Genomic DNA, 19,088 nt, shown 5'->3' on the forward strand with positions numbered 1-19,088 from the left:
TACCCGCCCCGTTTATTCATTGCACCTACGGATATTTGCGCATGTTTACCAAAAACACACTTGCTAAAGCCTGGCGACTGATGGCTGCTGCACGCAGCATGGCAGACATTTATGAAAACAACCGCCAGGTTTGCAAATATGTGCATTCAACATCCAAAGGTCACGAGGCCATACAAATAGCCACCGGTTTACAACTGCTCCCGTGCGATTATGTCAGCCCGTATTACAGGGATGACAGCCTGATGCTCGCTGCCGGTTTTAAACCTTACGAGCTTATGCTGCAGCTGCTGGCAAAAGCCGGTGACCCGTTTTCGGGTGGCCGTTCTTATTATTGTCATCCGTCCAGCAGGGATCAGCACAAACCCGTCATCATACACCAGAGCAGTGCCACCGGCATGCAGGCCATTCCCACCACCGGTGTGGCGCAGGGCATACAATACCTCGAACAGGCAAATTCACCACTCTACCGCCGTGGCGATGGCAATGAACCGCCTGTTGTCATCTGCAGCCTCGGAGACAACAGTGTTACCGAAGGTGAGGTAAGTGAAGCGTTCCAGTTTGCGGTGTTAAAAGAATTACCCATCATCTTTCTTGTACAGGATAATAACTGGGGCATTAGTGTAACGGCCGAAGAGGCACGTGCCATGAATGCCTTTGAATATGCAGAAGGTTTTCCCGGCATGCATAAAATGCAGGTCGACGGCTCAGATTTTACCGCGTCTTACGATACCATGCGTATGGCGCTTGCATTTGTAAGAAACATCCGCAAACCGGTATTGGTGCACGCCACAGTACCCCTGCTCGGCCACCATACCAGCGGGGTAAGAAAAGAATTTTACAGAACCAAAGAAAACCTCGAAGAGCATGCACTGCGTGATCCTTATCCGAAAATGCGCAGCATGCTCGAAAGCCACGGTTTCACCGGGCTGGAAATAAACAGCATAGAAGCAGCAGCAATAGAAGAAACGCTGCAGGCTTTTGAAGAGGCCCGCAATGCAGAAGAGCCCTCACCTGCAAACGTAGAGGCACATGTATTTGCCCCCACAACAGTTATGGAAGAAACCGGTACCCGCAGCCCTGCAGGTAGTGAAAAGATCATGATGGTTGATGCCGCATTGTTTGCCATTGAAGAACTGATGCAGCAGCACGACGAATGTATTTTGTACGGGCAGGATGTGGGCAGAAGGCTTGGCGGTGTATTTCGTGAAGCGGCAACACTCGCAGAGAAATTTGGCGATCACCGCGTATTCAATACCGCCATACAGGAAGCGTATATCGTAGGCTCTACCGTTGGCATGTCGGCCGTTGGGCTTAAACCTATTGTAGAGGTACAGTTTGCTGACTATATCTATCCCGGCTTTAACCAACTGGTGACAGAGATCTCCAAATCCTGCTATCTCTCCAATGGCAAGTTTCCCATAAGCATGATATTGCGGGTGCCCACCGGTGCTTATGGCGGCGGTGGCCCATACCATAGCGGCAGCGTGGAATCTACCCTGCTCAGCATCAAAGGCATCAAGGTTTGTTACCCGTCTAATGCCGCAGATATGAAAGGGTTAATGAAAGCCGCATATTACGACCCCAACCCGGTGGTAATGCTCGAGCACAAAGGACTTTACTGGAGCAAAGTGCCCGGCACCGAAGAAGCCAAAAACATACAACCTTCCCGCGATTATATTTTACCACTTGGCAAGGCCAACATTGTTTTACCAGCAGACAACAACAAAGTAAGCAAAGGCGAAAGCGTTTGTATCATCACTTATGGCATGGGCGTTTACTGGGCCAAAGCTGCTGCCGCCAATTTCCCCGGCAGTGTGGAAGTGCTTGATCTGCGTACACTCTTCCCGCTTGATGAAGAACTGGTGTTTGATACGGTGCGCAAACACGGCAAATGCCTAGTACTGAGTGAAGAACAGCAAAACAATTCTTTTGCCGAAGCGCTGGCCCACAGAATCACGTACAACTGCTTTATGCACCTGGATGCACCGGTAGAAGTAATGGGTGCGCTCAACCTGCCCGCTGTACCCATCAATCTTGCGCTTGAAGCCGCCATGCTCCCCACCCCTGCCAAACTTATTGACAGGCTGCAACAATTATTCAGCTACTGATTGTTGAAATCTATTGAACAGCCGGTTAATTTCCAGGTAGCCGGCTATGGTATCATTGGGCATCGCCTGTTGTGTCACTCACTTGTGCGTTCGGTTGTTATGGCGACTGTAGCGATGCGCTTCATCCGGTCACCCGGCGCATCAACTGGCTTTACCACTTATTGGTCGTTGTTTAACAAATAAGAGAAAAATTAAACAGTGGATTATAGCAACCCTATAATATCAAAACGGCGGATCAACAGTGATGAAATTCATTGATATATGATTTATTAAAATGTTGAAGTATTGCTTTTATATTTGTGTTGTATGCCATTTACTTCGACCCTCTTCAAATTAAAACAGGTAGACTTTAATTGAGAAGTATTTAAAAACAGCATAAATCGCAAGACATAATCAAAGGTTTAACCGTCTTATGGTTATGACACATACATTAGCACGACAAATGACAAGAAAAGGTTACATCTTTATTTTTTTGTTCGCACTATTTAATGCGATGGCACGGACCTTATACTATAGAATATATATCGCAAAAGATTTTGGAGAAGTTTCTTTCGGACATATTTTATTAAGAATTATTATCCTCTTCTTAATGTTCTTCATTCCAGGATTTTTCGCAGTTCGATGGTACTATCGATTAAAAGATAAGTAAAAAATAATGATTATGAAAGAATTGAAAGACGAGCAGACAAGTCTTAGATATGCAAAACCGACTACAATCAAACTATGACTGCTCTTTGGCTTATTACGCTTAGACGCAGTCTTTGACCTGCGCCCGGCCTTCATCAGTATTGATTTTTTTTACTAAAACAACTGAAATGGAAGCTGAGAAAAACGGCATACAACATGGGTTTGCTGCAAATGTGGCTGGACGTTGGAACCTTCTTCCGCCGTTCGCTACTCGACTTCAGTTCGGGCTTTACGGATTGCTATTAGGCTTTAGTTCTTAACTTGTACTTTTAAATCATCAATCAGCGGCGGTGCCGTGCAGACGGAATACTAATACCACAACTGCAGCAAGCCCTGAACGTTGGTAGCAATTGTAAACAGAAATCGTGACACCGAAACAAATTGAAAGAGCAAAGAAAAAAATCGCTGACATTAAGCGGACACTTTCTTCAGAGAAAAGAAAGTTTGGCTGCTATGACGACAGCCGTGGACTTCGTTACTTGCCGACAAAATATTTCATTCAGTTGGGGGACTATACCGATGGTTTGACATACCTCAAGTGGTTCGACAAAAATTTTCCAGACGATGCCGGGTTTCCAGAGTTTTTATTTGAACAAACAATTATTTTTTTCAAATGTGGTAAGGTAAATATAGCAGAACAAAAAGCCTTTCACACTTTTTGCTCTAACCCCTACTGGTTTGACAAATTCTTCGGCAGACACATATCACCGCATGACATGTGGCATAGTTCCAACCTGACAAGGCCGGAATATACAGACGCTGTCGATTATTCAAGTTCTCAGCCAGATCTATCCGATTTTGCTGTGTGGCTTGACTCATTCATCTCGACCGACGATTTTATTAATCGCAGTAATAAGTACGTTGACATTTACAAGCGTCTGAAAACAGAGACTAATAAAGAAATGCGGCACTACTTGGTGCGACAAGCTTTTCAGTTAGAGCAAGGGGAGTAACGATGCACAACTGCTACCAACAAGGGGTTTGGCAAAAATGCGGGCTAACGGAACTTTTTCTTCAACTGCATTTTTTCAATTAAGTTTTTGCACCGGCTGACCGAACGCTATTAAACAAAAATCTATAACTTGAAGAATTAAACATTAATCAAATTCAGTAAGCCAGGCAGACGGAACGCAGATGTCCCGCACTTCGCCAAGCCCTGACCGTTGTATGTAATTTTATTCAACCACTATGATAACCTCAACACTTCAATATTTACTTGCATTTGGTTTGACACTTTCCTTCAATTTCGGAAACCCAAAACCTATTCAGGACAATTCTATTTTCCTTCCGGACACAACAGTTGGTAGCAAGATAATAACAGATGAAATTGCAGGTTCAGCATACAGAAAAAGTGCAAAGGGTTACTTTTTAATTATTGGTAAGGACACATCAAAGTTCACCTGCATTTTTAGTGACTCGAAAGACGGGAAGTATGTTTCATTGGATTTCATAGGAAAAGATAACCAAACATCATACAGAGAACGAATGGAACATTTAAGAATAATTTTACCATTTGCTTCCAAAGATTACAAAATGGACTCGTTAAAATCAATTTACTTTGGGAGGCTTGTAAATAATGGAGACATTGCGATATATCTGACAAAAAATTACAGGATGAAATTTGGGAAAAGTGATAAAATAAGCAATTATTCAACAATTTCACGTTTCATTGAAAAATCAAAATTGTGTTCGGACATAAACCTAATCTTTAAGCCGTATTCAATTTCGGTTAAAAAGGTTATGGTTGAAAAGGTGTTTTTTACCTCAAAAAAAGAACTAAATAGAACAAGTAAAATTGAGACCAAGCCATCTGAAATTAATGATAAAATTTTGGACTGCTTGACTTGGATTTCTCTAAAGCCTCTCTAACAAATACTACATACAACAAAAGGTTTTGTGCAATTGGGGCTGGACGTTGAAGCAATCATCGGCAGTACATATCCAAGCTTTATATTCGGCGGACTTAATTCTGCCGGGCAGTAGTTCTAAACTTCAGCTTTTAGTTATAAATTTAGCTTCGGTTCCGGGCGGACAGTTGGTTAATTCCCCTACTGCACAAAGCCTCGAACGTTGTAGGCAATTTATTTCGATACCCTAACGCAAATTGAAACCAGAAGAAATTTCTCAATATGCCATTTTCAGACGATGAACAAATTTTGGTTGAGGAAAAATCCAAGTTAAAGACACTTGTGTTAATTGGCGGGACTGGACTTTTTGTTCTTTCACTTTTCAATGTTTGCTTTTGTACAGACAACGGTTGCAGGACTTCAATTGAAGCATTGCTAATTGGCTGGCTCGCAATGTCGACTGGTGGTGCAGCAATAGCTTGGTTGGCAAATCCACTTTTGATTGTAAGTTGGGTATTGTTGACAAAGAATAAAAAATCTGCTTGGCTATTTAGTTTGACAGCATTATTATTTTGTATTTCGTTTTTAAAATTTCAGACAATAATTGAAAACGAAGCTGGACATTATAATCCAATAAAACGCATTGGATTGGGTTATTGGCTTTGGCTGTCAAGTTGTTTGACAACATTTGTTGGTTGTTTAACATTGCGAATATTGAAAATAAAAAACTCATAATTAGACATTCTTGGCTTTAACGACAATGAATTAACAGTGAGCAAAACTGCCTACAACATTGGTATTGCCAATAGTGGGGCTTGACATTGAAACAATCAGCAGCGGTAATTCTGCTGTACTGCGGTTCAGGGCTTGACGAATAAAGCCCAGCTTTTGTTCTTAATATTTAACTTTATCAAAAAGCTGGGCTGTTGTTCCGGCGGACGGTTGTCTATTCCCAAGCCTTCGCAAATACCTAACCGCTAGTGGCAATTTTTAACGACCCTACGATTTTAAAATATCATCCGACACAGATCAATGGAGCAAACAACATTAAAAAGAACTTACAATATTTCATTTCTCATAATGCTATTTTGTATTTTCTGTTTTACAGTTGGACAATTTATCCCGATTTATTTTACGGACACAGGCTTCAGGACGCTCTTTTATTTTGTCATTTACATTTTACTTGTAATCGCAGTAAGTAGGACAATTTTTAAGAGAATTCATAAATCACGAAAAGAAAATGTTTCATCTGCTTGGTTTTATTCAATTTTAATTGGCTTTGCAACACTTGTTATTTTCGGACTTTGGACTTTGGGGTTATTCTTTTCAGTTTGGACAGAAGCTTCAATCCTTTATGTAAAAAAAGACAATCCAAAAATAAAAATTATCAGACGCTATGTAAATGAAGGTGCTTTTGGCGGAGGTACACACCCCAACGATTATCAAATTGTACTTCATAGACCAATATTGTTTATTTTTAAAATGGAGACTTCGATTGACACAGCAAAAATTGATAGAACAGTTTGGCTACAACGGCAGGACTAAAACTGCCACCAACAGGGGGTTTTATTCTATTAGGGCTTGACCAATAATCTTCAACTAAAAGCAAAGCCAGTCTTCAGTTTCAGCAGGACAAACACCTTTGACCTTTTGTACAAACAATGAACATTTAATTATGAATTTAGCAGCTGTACCGGGCAGGACATTGGTAAATATCCCAACAGCAAAAAGCCCTGGACATTAGCGGCTATTTTACAGACCATCAGTATGGACAGACCGACAACACTTTTGATACCTGAAAAAACAGACGAAGAATTTGAACAAGTTTTTTCATGGCATTCATGCTGCACATGTACAGAACATCACGAAGATTTTTACCACCCCGCTTGTAAATGCGTGGCTTGCCTCAGTCTCCGCAGCGTCTCCTGAAAGAGACGCTGTATTTTGATCAATCTATGACAGAAATGATTGTTATTTATAACCGCCTTTCAATCCATGAACAAAAGACTAATTCTATTCATAGCTTACAAAGCCTGTGATGGTAACGATTTCGGCTTATCGAAAAGGAATTCTTATCAATACAGAAACGCTTTAAATTTAATCGGGTTAAATGTTTTTATACATATTATTCAACTACTACTTTTTGCTACCAATATTGACTTAATGAAAAGTGACCAGGTAAAGGAAATATATGTAGTTGTATTTTTAGTATGCCTGCTAACCGTGTTCTTGTTGATGAAATTCATATTTCCAAAGAAAGTGTTGGCGAAAGCAATCAGTCAGTATAAAGGCTCAAATTTGGAAGGGAAATGTAAACTAATAGGTTTTGGGTATTTATTTTTCAATTTTGTACTTGCGTTATTTGTTGCGGTATGGAATAACTAGCAATTCAATATCCGCACCATCTCCTGAAAGGCACGCTGCGGATGGTTTAAACGAATTGATGTTATCCAGACATTCATTTAAACACAGCCGACTACGACGTATCGTTGATGCCATAAAAACGGAACGCACAAGTGAGTGACACAACAGGCGATGCCATGAAAAACTGTTGCTGGTAACAAATCTTTTATTTCGGTTAAGCATTTGTACAAGATTCAACAAACGCGGATGGAACATCAATGTAATTTCTCCATTTGGTTTATCAGCGTTAATGAAAGAGAAAAAATGAACTGCGAGCAATGTGGCTTTTATGAAACAATAGTTTTCTATGTAAAGAATCAGATTTTCATTTAAGCATTTGCGCCAGTTTTAACAAAAAGATTTAATAGCAATCAATAAATTGAACAGGAAACAATCATCTATTTAGTAAGCTGGTCAAAAAAAGAAAGATACTTGCATTTTACCTGATCAAAAATATTGTATACAGTATTAAAACATATGAAACCTTAAACATAAAAAATGAAATTCTTAATTACAACAATCATAAGTACGGCCTTATACTTAACAAGTTTTGCTACAGCCCAATATCCTGACAAGATATTCTTTAATGGTAAAGAATATGCTCTTCTCTCAAATCCGTTAGAAGCTTTTTTTGAAAAAAATCCTGAGAGACGACCAGAAGGAGGTGTAATATCATCAGCTCTTTGGCGGGGATATGTTGCAACATTTGAAGTCAGAGACAATCAGTTATTTGTAAAAGACATTCAAATTATATATATAAACACAACGGATAAAAACAATCATGATGACGAATGGAAAAGTGTAATGGAAGAAGTTTTTCCGGAACAAAAAGATGTAAAGGTTGACTGGTTAACCGGATTGCTTGTTCTACCTCATGGAAAAATTGTAAACTATGTTCACATGGGCTATGGTTCTACATACGAAAAATATTTCCTTTTAGAAATTGACAAAGGTGACTACATCAAATCGAAGCAGTTTGATTATGAAGAATATGAAAAATTCAAGGACAAACAGTTTGAAGAATACAAAAAAACTGAAGAATACAAGGAAACTAAAGCAAAGCTAAAAAAAGAAGGTAATAGCGATGAGTATATTGACAATTTTCTTAGAAGTTTTGTGACGGATTACACATCAAAAATTTTGCCTGACTAGAACACATTACATAACAACATCGTTTCCGTCTGTTCGGCATCTCTGAATGGAACGCTGCGGGTGATTTAAACGATTTGGCGTGTTCCGACATCAATGAAAGTAAAAGAAAAACGACTGGAAGTAGCGATACTTACTTTTAACAATCATCCGGAACAAAGTTATGGCTGCAAAAAAACAACAGCTATCAATCAATGTACATCTGGGTGAAATACCTTACCCAGCAAAATAAATACATGATTGTATGTGTAACAACAGGCACCACCCTCAACAGCGGAATCTGTGGAAACAAAAAGTGGTAACTTCAAAATAAAAAAATGATAACATCAACCGGGGCCAGCACACACTTTGCACCTGAACTACATATTCCAAATGGAACAAAGAGCATAGAATTTTATACAAGATTTGGCGCTACTGAAAATTTCTGTTTTAGAAATGATGATGAAAGCATTCATGTAGCGGAACTGGAAATCAACGGCGCCATTTTTCATGTTCACGAAACCATGCGTGATGCGCTTGAACCTGTAAGCGCCAAAGGCGTAACTGCAGTTATCGGGTTATTCGTTCCTGACGTGGAGGAGATTATGCAACAAGCTATTAAGGCTGGTGCAACAGAAATTAATCCTACAACAGATCATGATTATGGATACAGGCAGGGAATGTTTAAGGATCCATTTGGGCATTATTGGCAAATACAGAAAAAGATATAACAGGACAAATTTCAGCTTTTGTGTTTGGCGAAATACCTCCCGAGATCAATGTGAAAAGGGAAGATTGAACTAACTTATGTCAGTCCGAAAAATCTATGCTTACGTTGCCTGCGATAACGCTTCGCTGATGCCATAACAACCGAACGTACAAGTGAGTGACACAACAGGCGATGCCATGAAATGCTACCGCTGAAACAATAATATATAAAGCATTCAGTGCAACTAAAAACTACATTTGATACAATAAATAAATTCAGTTTTCACGCCAGTAAATGCTACCGCTGAAACAATAATATATAAAGCATTCAGTGCAACTAAAAACTGCCTTTGATACAATAACCATATTTAGTTTTCACGCAAGTAAATGCTACTGCTGAAACAACAATAGCTAAAGCATTCAGTGCAACTAAAAATTGCTGCTGGTTTCATACCTTTCTATGCTATCCTGCTACAGCCGATGCTTTTAGCCATAAAACGTTCAATGACTTATTAAGAAAAAAACGCGAATGTTAATTCGCGGTTACAACTATTATGTTTACGTAATTTATTTTTATACCGGGCGTTTGAACATTCTTGTATGCAATGTATATTGGTGTATGATCTGCAATACACCCTGCATCAACAACCAGCAGTTGTACTAACCAAACCTACTTTTGATACATGAAAAAAATGCTTGTTATCAGTTGCCTGCTTACACTTACAGGCTTTTTTGCTCAGGCACAATCCAAACAACACATTATTGACAGCTTTGTACAGGCATTGGTGAAGCACCAGGATTTCAGCGGCAACGTATTGGTGATCGATAAAGGCAACATTATTTACGAGCATTCTTTCGGGTATGCTGATCTGGCTGACCATAGCCCCAACAGGCCAACGATTACTTTTCCTATAGCGAGCATATCCAAACTGTTTACGGCAACAGCGATCTTACAACTGCATGAGCAAGGCAGGCTGAAAATAACAGATGCTGTTGCGAAATACCTGCCTCAATTTCCTTATGCGGATGTAACGATCAGGCATTTACTTTCGCATACATCCGGGTTGCCGCCATACAATGCATTCTTTGACAAATACCACGAAAAAGATCCGCAAAGGGTTTTTACCAACAGGGATTTTCTTCCGGGTGTTGTGGCAAATAAACAACCGCTGGTATACAAGCCCGGCGACAACGGGAACTATGACAACATCAACTTTTTGGTACTGGCGCTGATTATTGAAAAGCTTTCGGGGCTGAGTTATGAAAGCTATATTCAAAAAAATATTCTTACACCGGCAGGTATGACAGAGACGGTATTTTTTCCGCTGCCTAAACAATTTAATACCGTAGCCATACAAAACTTTTCGTTCCCGCACGTGTATCTGCACCTGTACGATTCGCTGCCCGTGAAATCAAATTCGATTGCTTATGTAAAAGCATACTGGCATTCGTACGGCTTTAATGGCTTTGGTGATTACATTAGTACAATGCGCGATTTATGGAAGTTTGACCAGGCACTTTACAGGAATGTGTTGCTGAAACAACAAACCCTGTCAGCGGCTTTTGTACCCGTGAAGTTGAACAACGGGGAAAATAATCGTGACGAATTTGGTCTGGGCTGGGAAATAGAAAAAGACAGCTCGATGGGTAAGCTGGTTTATCACAGCGGAGCGGCTATGGGACTAAGCGCAAACATCATGCGGAATATTACCACACAACAAACGGTAATTGTATTTGACAACATGCATTTTAATGCCCATGAAACGGCCGGCAAAATAATGATGCTGCTCAACAACAGGCATGTTGACATGCCGCGGAGAAGTATTGCGAGAATGTACGGCATCGCTTTACGGAACGAAGGCGCGGTTGCTGCCAAAGCGTTATTGGAAAATTTGCAGAAAGACACCATTAATTATTACCTGAGTGAAGATGAAATGAACTCGCTCGGGTACGACTTTATGGGCAACAGTAACCCCTACCAGTTGCCGGAACAACATTTGTATAAGCAGGCCATCGAAACACTAAAATTAAACGTGTCGTTATTCCCGGATAGCTGGAACGCCTATGACAGTTATGGTGAAGCATTATTGGCTGATGGGCAAAAGGAGGAAGCGATTAAGATGTATCAGCGATCGATAGAACTGAATCCAAAAAATGACAACGCGCAGAAAGTACTGCGACAGCTTTTGCAGTAGCTTCCTCAACCTGCGGCGTTTCGTGAAAGGGAAGATGCGAAAAGCGAACAGTCCACAAGAAAGTGTATAATTGTTTTATACGCTGCTTCCCAGTTTATTATTCTAAGCTTTGTATATTTATTGCCAACAAATAAAACCCTTCTAAAATGAAAAAACTATTTTTCGGATTACTATTCGGCTTGTTATGCCACATTTCGTTCGCACAAAATTTACCAGACTTTGACGCGATTAGCATTGATAAAAAAGAGGATTTTAATGTAACAGCTGATGATGCCGCTTTGCAAGCCGCAAATTATCTCTTCTCAACACCGCTGGAAAAGAATGATGCTGGCAGATTAAGATCAATGCAATACATCATCAAATGGATGTCTGGCACGCCGGATTATAATTTTACGCTTGATGAGCAGGCAACAAAATTTGCTAAAAAGAGCGATGATCTTTTAGGCCTGTACATGGCCGCAATGACAAAGTATGTACTGGAAAATAAAGAAAATGCGAAAGACCAGAACATGATAAAACTCAACGCTGTGAAGTTGATTATTGCTTATGCGAAAGAAGAAAAAAACAAAGTGAAAATAAATGCTGAGTTAAAAAAAGCAATAGAAGCAGATGATAAGGGAGAACTCTCAACATATTTGAAGATATAGAGTGCTTGGTCACTTTTTTAATATTCCCGTTATAGCAGCGTCTCCGGAAAGAGGCGCTGCGAGTTAACAACCTGTATTTACACCACCCTTTACGTTGACCGCAATACCGCTTCGTTGATGCCATGAAAACCAACCGTACAAGTGAGTGACACAACAGGCGATGCCATAAAAAACTACTGCCGGTTACATCCTTATCTTATGAGCACCACGCTTCCTGTACGGGTTATCTGGCCGCACGGAACCTGCGCCTTAATAACATAGATGTAAGAGCCGGTAAGCTGTTTAGTGCCGTTCATGGTGCCATCCCAGCAATCAGACGGATTTTTCGTGTGGAAAATGAGTTTGCCCTGCCTGTTGAAAATGCTAAAATCCAGCGATGTGAGTGTTCCCCATTTACGCACACCAAAACAATCGTTGTTGCCATCGTCGTTGGGCGTGAAGGCGGTTGGTAACTGGTAGCCGTTCTCTACCGATTTGTAAACGTTGACAGTAACGGAATCGTAACTGTAACAGCCACCCGCCGCGGTAACTTTTACATAGTATTTCGTGGACTGCTGGGGAGATGCCACGGGATTGGCAATGGCGGCATTATTGAGTGATGCTGCCGGGAACCATTGGTAACTTATACCCCCTTCTGCTTTCAGTGAAGCGGTAGGTAAAATGCAGTCAATATCGTTTGTTTTAGAGGCTTTGGTATACATTTTTGCACTTGCCGCAATAGTTGCAGAAAGTGTATCGGTTATGCTGCAGGAAGTATCTTTTATAACCACCCGGTAAGTAGTGTTTTCCACCGGCGATGCGATGGCCGTAGTGCCGGCCGCAACCAGCGTAGAGGCAGGCAGCCATTCATAAACATCCCCTCCGCCGGCTGTAAGCGTTATGGTTTTTCCGGGACAGGTAGCTGCCGTTTGAGGATCGAGACTAAACACAGCTTTTGACCTCACCGCTACGGTAACGGAATCTTTTGCAGTACAGCCATATTCATTAAGCGCTTCTACAAAATACATGGTTGTTGTAGCTGGTTTTGCAACAGGATTAGCACCGGATGCATCACTCAAAGTATTGGCCGGTGACCACGTGAAAGTAGTGTTTGGTGATGCTGCCGTTGCCGCGAGTCTTGCTTCTGCGCCTGCGCAAATCAGTGTATCAAGCGTGGCGGCAAGCAGTTTGGGTGAAGGGTTAACTTCTATGGTAACCGAATCACTGGCTGAGCAGCCATTGGCATCTGTTACATGCACACGGTAGGTTATGGTTGTATCAGGTATGGTAAACGTACCGCCGCCGGCATTATGGGTGAGATAATTTTTCGGGCTCCAGTTAAATGTAACGCCGGCTGTGGCAGTCGTTGGCAAGGATACTTTTGTACCTGCGCACACCACCATGTCCTGCGGTGCAATTACGTAAGGTACCGGCTTTACATTGATGCGTATAGAATCAATGCCTTTGCAGCCATTGTCTGCCGTAACGGTACAAACATAAGTAGTAGAATCGAGTGGTGACGCCGTAGGCGTATTGCTCAGCGGGTCTGACAATGAAACGACAGGCAGCCACGAATAACTTTTGATATTGGACCCATTGGCAGTGAGTTGCGTTTTGCCACCTGCACAGATGGTTGCACCGCCACCGATCTGCCAGGCGAGCTGGCTGTACATGGTAACCTTAATAGAATCTTTTGCCGAGCAGCCATTGGCATCTGTGACCCGTACTGTGTAAAGACCTGAGTTTGTAACGTTATAGGTTTGACTCACCGTACCATCCTGCCACAAATACGAGGATTGATCATTCTGCGCATTGAGCAATATACCGGCAACACAGATGGTGGTATCGTTACCTAAACTCACAACAGGTAAAGCATGTTGTATAACGTTTACACTATCCCCTACTGTGCAGCCGTAATAGTTTGCTTCAATCCAGTATTTACCTGGCCGAGTGATTAAAATAAAACTATCGGTCCCTGTATTGGACCACGCAATATTACCTGCAAAAAAAGAGGTCTTAAGTAGCAGGCTGTCACCCATACAAAAGGAAGTATCCGGGAGTAACCTTGCTGCAGGGGGAGCAACAATATGCAGTATTTTGGTCAAAGACTGCTCTGTAGGCAACCCCTTATCTACAGTGAGCATTAGATTGTATATACCCGGCACCTTATAAGTAAAAGGTAACGGCATCGAATCTGAAGAAGTGAAAATGTTGGTGGTACCACTACCTCCTTCAATACCGAAATTCCAGAAAAAGGTAGTGCCCCCGCTTGTTTTATTTACGATGGTTACCGGCGTATTTACGCAAACGGTATCTGCCACTTCAAAATCGGCATTAACAGCCGGCACATCACATTTAAGGGCACATAGTACGGTAAGGCTTACGTCTTTATTTTTCTTTGAAAAATCAGTCGTTATATTAGTCGGTGACTCACTGCCTGTTTTGGCCCATTTAAAGTCTGCACTTATTACGGTGATATTTTCAACAGTAAGATCAGCCGTATCAGTCTGGCAGGGTTCATCAATCACACCGTTGGAATCAAAAGCAATAACAAACATGGCATCTAATCCGCCTCTTTTGTCCGAACCTACTGATACAATTTTATCGCCGATAAGTTCCAGCCGCGTAAGTTTCCGGTCATTACCGCCTTTCAATTTTTTGGAGAATACCGGTGTTCCTTCTTTGCTTACCCTGAAGATAAAGCCACTGCTGTTTGCTTCCATTCCTGAACAGGTTATAAACCCGCCGTCTGGCATAGACCGAAAGCCTGAATAACTGTTGCTTACTTCTTCAGGTATGGTTAACTGGTACGAGGCGTTGATGTTAAAATCCTCATCCAGCCTCAACACCGCCTGGCGCATTTTATTTTGCTGGTTACCGTTGGTCAGATGGCTGTTGATCCAGAATCCGCCATTTACATTGTCTTTGAATATATAAGGGCTGCCTATATTGTTTGTAAGTGTACCGAGTTTTACAACGTTTAATACTGAAGCATTGGCTTTCGAAATCTCCATTACAAATGACTCGGTTTTACCGGCTTGTTGCTGAATACTGCCAGACACCACCAGGTTATTTCCTTTTTCAGCAATGCCAATGCCGTTGTCTTCATTCCCGCTATCAAATTGCCTGGACCAGATCAGGTTTCCTCCTTTGTCCAGGCGCATCACAACTACATCGGCATTTACCGAAGAAACGTTTGTTATACCTGTAACGGCGTGCAGATTGCCACTGGTCTCCATAATATCCATTGCCACATCTCCATTGGGCGAATTGAAGCTGAAACGCCTCACCCACCTTATAAAACCTGCCGGGTTAATGGCCATGCAAAGCATGTCACTTTTGGAAGAGCCGGGCGATGTGGTGGAACCGGCAATCAGCAAACCACCGTTCGATGTCGGGCTTGCTTTTCTTACAAATTCATTGCCCAGGCCGCCATACATCTGCGACCATAAAACTGTTCCTGTGCCTGTTATTTTGGTCACAAGTATATTTCTTCCACCTGTTGAATCTCCTGTTGTTCCTACAACAAAAAACTGGTTGTTGCCCGCATCTACAACGTCAAATGCATTGGCATGATAACCTGCAGTAGAAAGCGCATATTTAAATGATTTGTAACAGTCATCCTGGGCGTGGGTGACCATAGGTGGTAGCACAAAAAGTGCAAGCAGCACAAATGAAGTGGGATAAATCTTTATAGGATTCACGGGTATCGAATTTAGACTGTACGGATCTGGTTCAAAAACACTGCAATATCGTTAATATAATTCAATTACAAAGAATTTGCCCTTAAAATGGAACCACATGAATATGTAGTAAAGAGATAACGGTTATAGTGGTTGATATTAAATACAGACCCTTCAACTTTCCGTAATATTTTTCAATGCCATCCGCCGCAATTTACAGCGCCTGTTTAGCCTAGCGTTAGCTGCAACCCAACACTGCGGCTGTTATCTGCCCACGGTAATCCATGTTGCTTCCTGAAAATATGCCTGCCCATCAAATCTCTTTCTGTCTTATGGTAAGAAAAATTTTTTGGTAACCGGCTGCACCAATACAAGACGTCTTCGTTGTGTCACTCACTTGTACTGCAACGCTTTTGGCAGCAACAATACTGCATGTGCCGGCCCGTTCCTTGGCCGGTCTTGTAAGCCTGTACATATTGTTATTGAATATTATGCCATGCACCAGCATGTCATGTCTTGTTACAACATATCAGGTTAAAACATGGTATTAATCACCGGCAAAAGATAAACCCTGTAACATTGTGTTCTATATTAGCAACCAGGTTTACACAAGAAACGATCAATATTGCTGAGGAAAAAACACTTTTACACGCTTCATACTTTTGTTTGTAAGGCAGTATTTACAACTGTACTGTCGTTGTGCCTGCAAAGCATTTTTGCTCAGCCATCCAAACCTGTTTTTGAAATAATCACGGCCGCCGAAGGCCTTTCGCACAATAAGGTACAGTGCATTTTACAGGATCACCAGGGTTATATCTGGTTTGGAACTGTGTATGGTTTAAACCGGTACGATGGCTACACTTTCCGCACGTTCGAAAACACACCCGGCGATACAGCCAGCCTTGCAAACAATAACATCGTAAGTCTTTTCCAGGATAGCAAGCATATCATCTGGATAGGCTCCTCCACAGGTTTGTCTTCTTACAATCCTGTTACCAACAAATTCACGAATTACAATTTCCCGTTATTGCAGGGTTATGTATACGATTTTTTCGAAGATGCCGACCGTACACTCTGGCTCGCAGGCAGCAACGGGCTTTTCTCGCTGGATCAATACCGCAGGCAAATTACCCGTCACCCCACAGACAACAATGGTAGAGAAAATATACAGGGCATCGTGCCGGATCAGCAAAACAAAAACATACTGTGGTTATCAACAGAAACAGGTTTCCGGAAGTATAACATGCAAAGCGGTAAAACTGTTTCATACCCTGTAGGGGTTACAGCGTTTGAAGATATTTCAAAGGAGATCACACATAATATTATTCAAACACCAGACGGTAATCTCTGGATGTCCACCACTAACAATGGTATCTATAAACTCGATGTAAATAGCGGCCAGGTCTCTGGTAAAGTGATCAGCGGGCCTGCAGGTAATGCAAAAACCGCTACCTGCCTGTCACTGAGCAGTGATTCAACTTTATGGGTAGGCAGCGAAGGACTGTACCGGTACAACTACCGCAAAGACCTGTTCACATATGTAAACCCTTTGCAGGAAGAGAACCCCAATGCCGCCACCAGGGTCAGGAGCATACAGGCAGATAAGAACGGTATACTTTGGGTAGGCACCGAGAGAGGAATCGCCATCTACGATCCCAAGCTCTACGGTTTTACCACGGCAAAAGCTGAATATCCTTTTACACTCCAGAGCGCCAATACCATTATCGAAGACAAAACGGGCAATTTCTGGGTCGGTAACTATGTAGGTCTTGGCACCGTTGACATTACATCAGGCATTTATACCAACCGCAACAACCTTATTGGCCAGGGTGTAGCTATCTACACCGGGGTAAGGGCGCCGGACGGCTCTATCTGGTTTGGGGCAGATAACGGACTCATCCATCTTTTCTCCCACAACAACGAATGGAAAACCGAAAAATTTGCCATCGACGGGCAGCGTAAAATACAGGTAAGGGCACTGGCTTTCTACAATAATGAAATATGGACAGGTACCAACGGCGCAGGCCTGTATGTGTTTGATTGCATTAATAAATCGTTCACGCCTTTTAAAACAGTGGCACCCGATGCAAAGAATGCGGCATCCCTCAGCATTGCAGCAATAACGGTGCTTTCCGCTGATAGTTTGCTCATTGGGACAAAAGGAAAGGGGGTATTGCTGGTATTGAGGAATGCCAAAAAGGTACAAAAGATTGAATTTGTAAAACAGCAGGAAATAAGCGCTATTGACAACGCCATTATCAATGCCATATACGAGGATAAAAAGAAGCATCTCTGGATAGGTACAGACGGCGGCGGCTTGTGGAAGACTGATGCAACCCTAAATAACTTCTTCAATTATTCTATCAAAAACGGTTTACAAAGCACTTCCATATCGCAAATAACGGAAGACGACAAAGGGCAGGTATGGCTCAATACAAGCCTCGGGCTGGAAGTAATAGACCCCGACCACAACAGGTTTGTGCATTACTCTGCCAAAGACGGGCTTAGCATCAACCAGCAGGATTACCTGGTTAAGAAATCTAACGGAGACCTGGTGCGTGTTGATTTCAATGGTCTGCATACCTTTCATTCTTCTACCATTAATCTAAACAAGGAAGTGCCGCCGGTATACATTACACAGATGCAGGTAATGGATAAAACAATTCATGTTTACCAGGACACTGTTATTCACCTTCGGTATGGTGAAAACTATATATCCTTTACCTATGTGGCATTGAACTTCACGCAGTCTTTCAAAAACCGTTATGCTTATATGCTCGACGGGCTGGATAAAAAATGGGTGGAAGCCGGCGACCGCCGTTTTGCCACCTACGCAAACATTGCTCCGGGCACCTACACCTTTCATGTAAAGGCAGCAAACAACAACGGCATCTGGAACGAGGGCGGCGCAAAGATTACATTTATCATCAGCCAGCCATGGTGGAACACCTGGTGGTTTTATACGGTCGTAATACTCTCCATTGTTGCCATTGTGTATATCATATTCCAGGCAAAACTCCGGCAAAAAGTAAAGGCCATAGAAGTCCGAAATACCATTAGCCGGGATTTGCATGATGAAGTAGGCTCCACGCTAAGCAGTATCGGCTTTTTAAGTTCTATGGCATTAAACGATGCGGAAGAAGCCAACAGCCGTATTGTATCTACATTAACCACCATTAACGAATCTTCTACCAGGATGCTTGATGCCATGAACGATATTATCTGGAACATTCAGCCAAAGAATGATACGGTGCAAAACATTATTGCCAGGATGGTGGCTTTTGCGTCTGACCTGCTGGAATCCAGGAAAATAAACCTTCATCTTCAAACAGGTAAAAGCCTCGAAAACCTGCACCTTGGTATTACGGAGCGGCATAATTTTTATATGATCTTTAAAGAAGCAATCAATAACCTTGCAAAGTATTCCCAGGCAACAGAAGCATGGATCAATATGGATTATACCGATGGCTATCTTACGCTGGAAATAAAAGACAATGGTAAAGGGTTCGATCCCGGGCACATAAGAGACGGCGGTAACGGCCTCAGAAACATGAAAAGCAGGGCGGAGAAAATTGGTGCCTACTACCGGCTGGAAACAGAAGCAAATACGGGCACCACCGTTGTTGTACAGTTAAAACCATCCAAAGACTGATTGCAGCCTACATAATCATGTAGTACCGTAAGCAGCCTATTCATATACATT

At 42.0% G+C, this 19,088-nt stretch carries 12 protein-coding genes; 11 read left to right on the forward strand and 1 reads right to left on the reverse strand.

The window, feature by feature from the left end; translation table 11 throughout:
* The first annotated feature begins 41 nt into the window (after positions 1-41).
* The 10 genes from I5907_RS16825 (at position 42) to I5907_RS16865 (ending at position 11,723) form a co-directional block, all read left to right on the forward strand.
* Positions 42-2,108 carry an alpha-ketoacid dehydrogenase subunit alpha/beta gene (locus I5907_RS16825; protein WP_196991964.1) on the forward strand — a complete coding sequence of 689 codons (2,067 nt, stop codon included), beginning with the start codon at positions 42-44 and terminating at the stop codon, positions 2,106-2,108.
* A 1,052-nt stretch (positions 2,109-3,160) separates the two neighbouring features.
* Entirely contained in the window at positions 3,161-3,748 is a 588-nt protein-coding gene (locus I5907_RS16830; RefSeq protein ID WP_196991965.1) for a hypothetical protein, read from the forward strand.
* A 235-nt stretch (positions 3,749-3,983) separates the two neighbouring features.
* Positions 3,984-4,664, forward strand: a complete 681-nt coding sequence (locus I5907_RS16835; RefSeq protein WP_196991966.1) for a hypothetical protein — start codon at positions 3,984-3,986, stop codon at positions 4,662-4,664.
* 260 nt (positions 4,665-4,924) lie between these two features.
* The gene (locus I5907_RS16840) at positions 4,925-5,377 is read left to right on the forward strand and encodes a hypothetical protein (RefSeq protein WP_196991967.1); all 453 of its coding nucleotides are present in this window, start codon (positions 4,925-4,927) and stop codon (positions 5,375-5,377) included.
* Between the two features lie 297 nt (positions 5,378-5,674).
* Positions 5,675-6,187 carry a hypothetical protein gene (locus I5907_RS16845; protein WP_196991968.1) on the forward strand — a complete coding sequence of 171 codons (513 nt, stop codon included), beginning with the start codon at positions 5,675-5,677 and terminating at the stop codon, positions 6,185-6,187.
* A gap of 271 nt (positions 6,188-6,458) precedes the next feature.
* Positions 6,459-6,590: a hypothetical protein gene (locus I5907_RS21825; protein WP_283016289.1), complete on the forward strand. Its 132-nt coding sequence runs from the start codon at positions 6,459-6,461 to the stop codon at positions 6,588-6,590.
* A gap of 953 nt (positions 6,591-7,543) precedes the next feature.
* Positions 7,544-8,197: a hypothetical protein gene (locus tag I5907_RS16850; RefSeq protein ID WP_196991969.1), complete on the forward strand. Its 654-nt coding sequence runs from the start codon at positions 7,544-7,546 to the stop codon at positions 8,195-8,197.
* A 314-nt stretch (positions 8,198-8,511) separates the two neighbouring features.
* Complete coding sequence (locus tag I5907_RS16855; RefSeq protein WP_196991970.1) at positions 8,512-8,904, forward strand: VOC family protein; 393 nt, start codon at positions 8,512-8,514, stop codon at positions 8,902-8,904.
* Positions 8,905-9,564: 660 nt separating this feature from the next.
* Positions 9,565-11,076 (forward strand): serine hydrolase, encoded by a 1,512-nt coding sequence (locus I5907_RS16860; protein WP_196991971.1) that lies wholly within the window; start codon positions 9,565-9,567, stop codon positions 11,074-11,076.
* Between the two features lie 146 nt (positions 11,077-11,222).
* Entirely contained in the window at positions 11,223-11,723 is a 501-nt protein-coding gene (locus I5907_RS16865; protein WP_196991972.1) for a hypothetical protein, read from the forward strand.
* 191 nt (positions 11,724-11,914) lie between these two features.
* On the opposite strand, the gene I5907_RS21945 is transcribed toward I5907_RS16865, so the two are convergent.
* Positions 11,915-15,406, reverse strand: a complete 3,492-nt coding sequence (locus I5907_RS21945; RefSeq protein ID WP_196991973.1) for an Ig-like domain-containing protein — start codon at positions 15,404-15,406, stop codon at positions 11,915-11,917.
* Between the two features lie 604 nt (positions 15,407-16,010).
* On the opposite strand from I5907_RS21945, the gene I5907_RS16875 reads away from it, so the two are divergent.
* Positions 16,011-19,037 carry a sensor histidine kinase gene (locus I5907_RS16875; protein WP_196991974.1) on the forward strand — a complete coding sequence of 1,009 codons (3,027 nt, stop codon included), beginning with the start codon at positions 16,011-16,013 and terminating at the stop codon, positions 19,035-19,037.
* Positions 19,038-19,088 lie beyond the last annotated feature (51 nt).

The sequence above is a fragment of the Panacibacter microcysteis genome (assembly GCF_015831355.1).
Lineage (GTDB): Bacteria > Bacteroidota > Bacteroidia > Chitinophagales > Chitinophagaceae > Panacibacter > Panacibacter microcysteis.

Coding starts and splice junctions, on each gene's coding strand:
- I5907_RS16825 (WP_196991964.1), top strand. CDS start 42: ATGTTTACCAAAAACACACTTGCTAAAGCCTGGCGACTGATGGCTGCT.
- I5907_RS16835 (WP_196991966.1), top strand. CDS start 3,984: ATGATAACCTCAACACTTCAATATTTACTTGCATTTGGTTTGACACTT.
- I5907_RS16840 (WP_196991967.1), top strand. CDS start 4,925: ATGCCATTTTCAGACGATGAACAAATTTTGGTTGAGGAAAAATCCAAG.
- I5907_RS16845 (WP_196991968.1), top strand. CDS start 5,675: ATGGAGCAAACAACATTAAAAAGAACTTACAATATTTCATTTCTCATA.
- I5907_RS16850 (WP_196991969.1), top strand. CDS start 7,544: ATGAAATTCTTAATTACAACAATCATAAGTACGGCCTTATACTTAACA.
- I5907_RS16855 (WP_196991970.1), top strand. CDS start 8,512: ATGATAACATCAACCGGGGCCAGCACACACTTTGCACCTGAACTACAT.
- I5907_RS16860 (WP_196991971.1), top strand. CDS start 9,565: ATGAAAAAAATGCTTGTTATCAGTTGCCTGCTTACACTTACAGGCTTT.
- I5907_RS16865 (WP_196991972.1), top strand. CDS start 11,223: ATGAAAAAACTATTTTTCGGATTACTATTCGGCTTGTTATGCCACATT.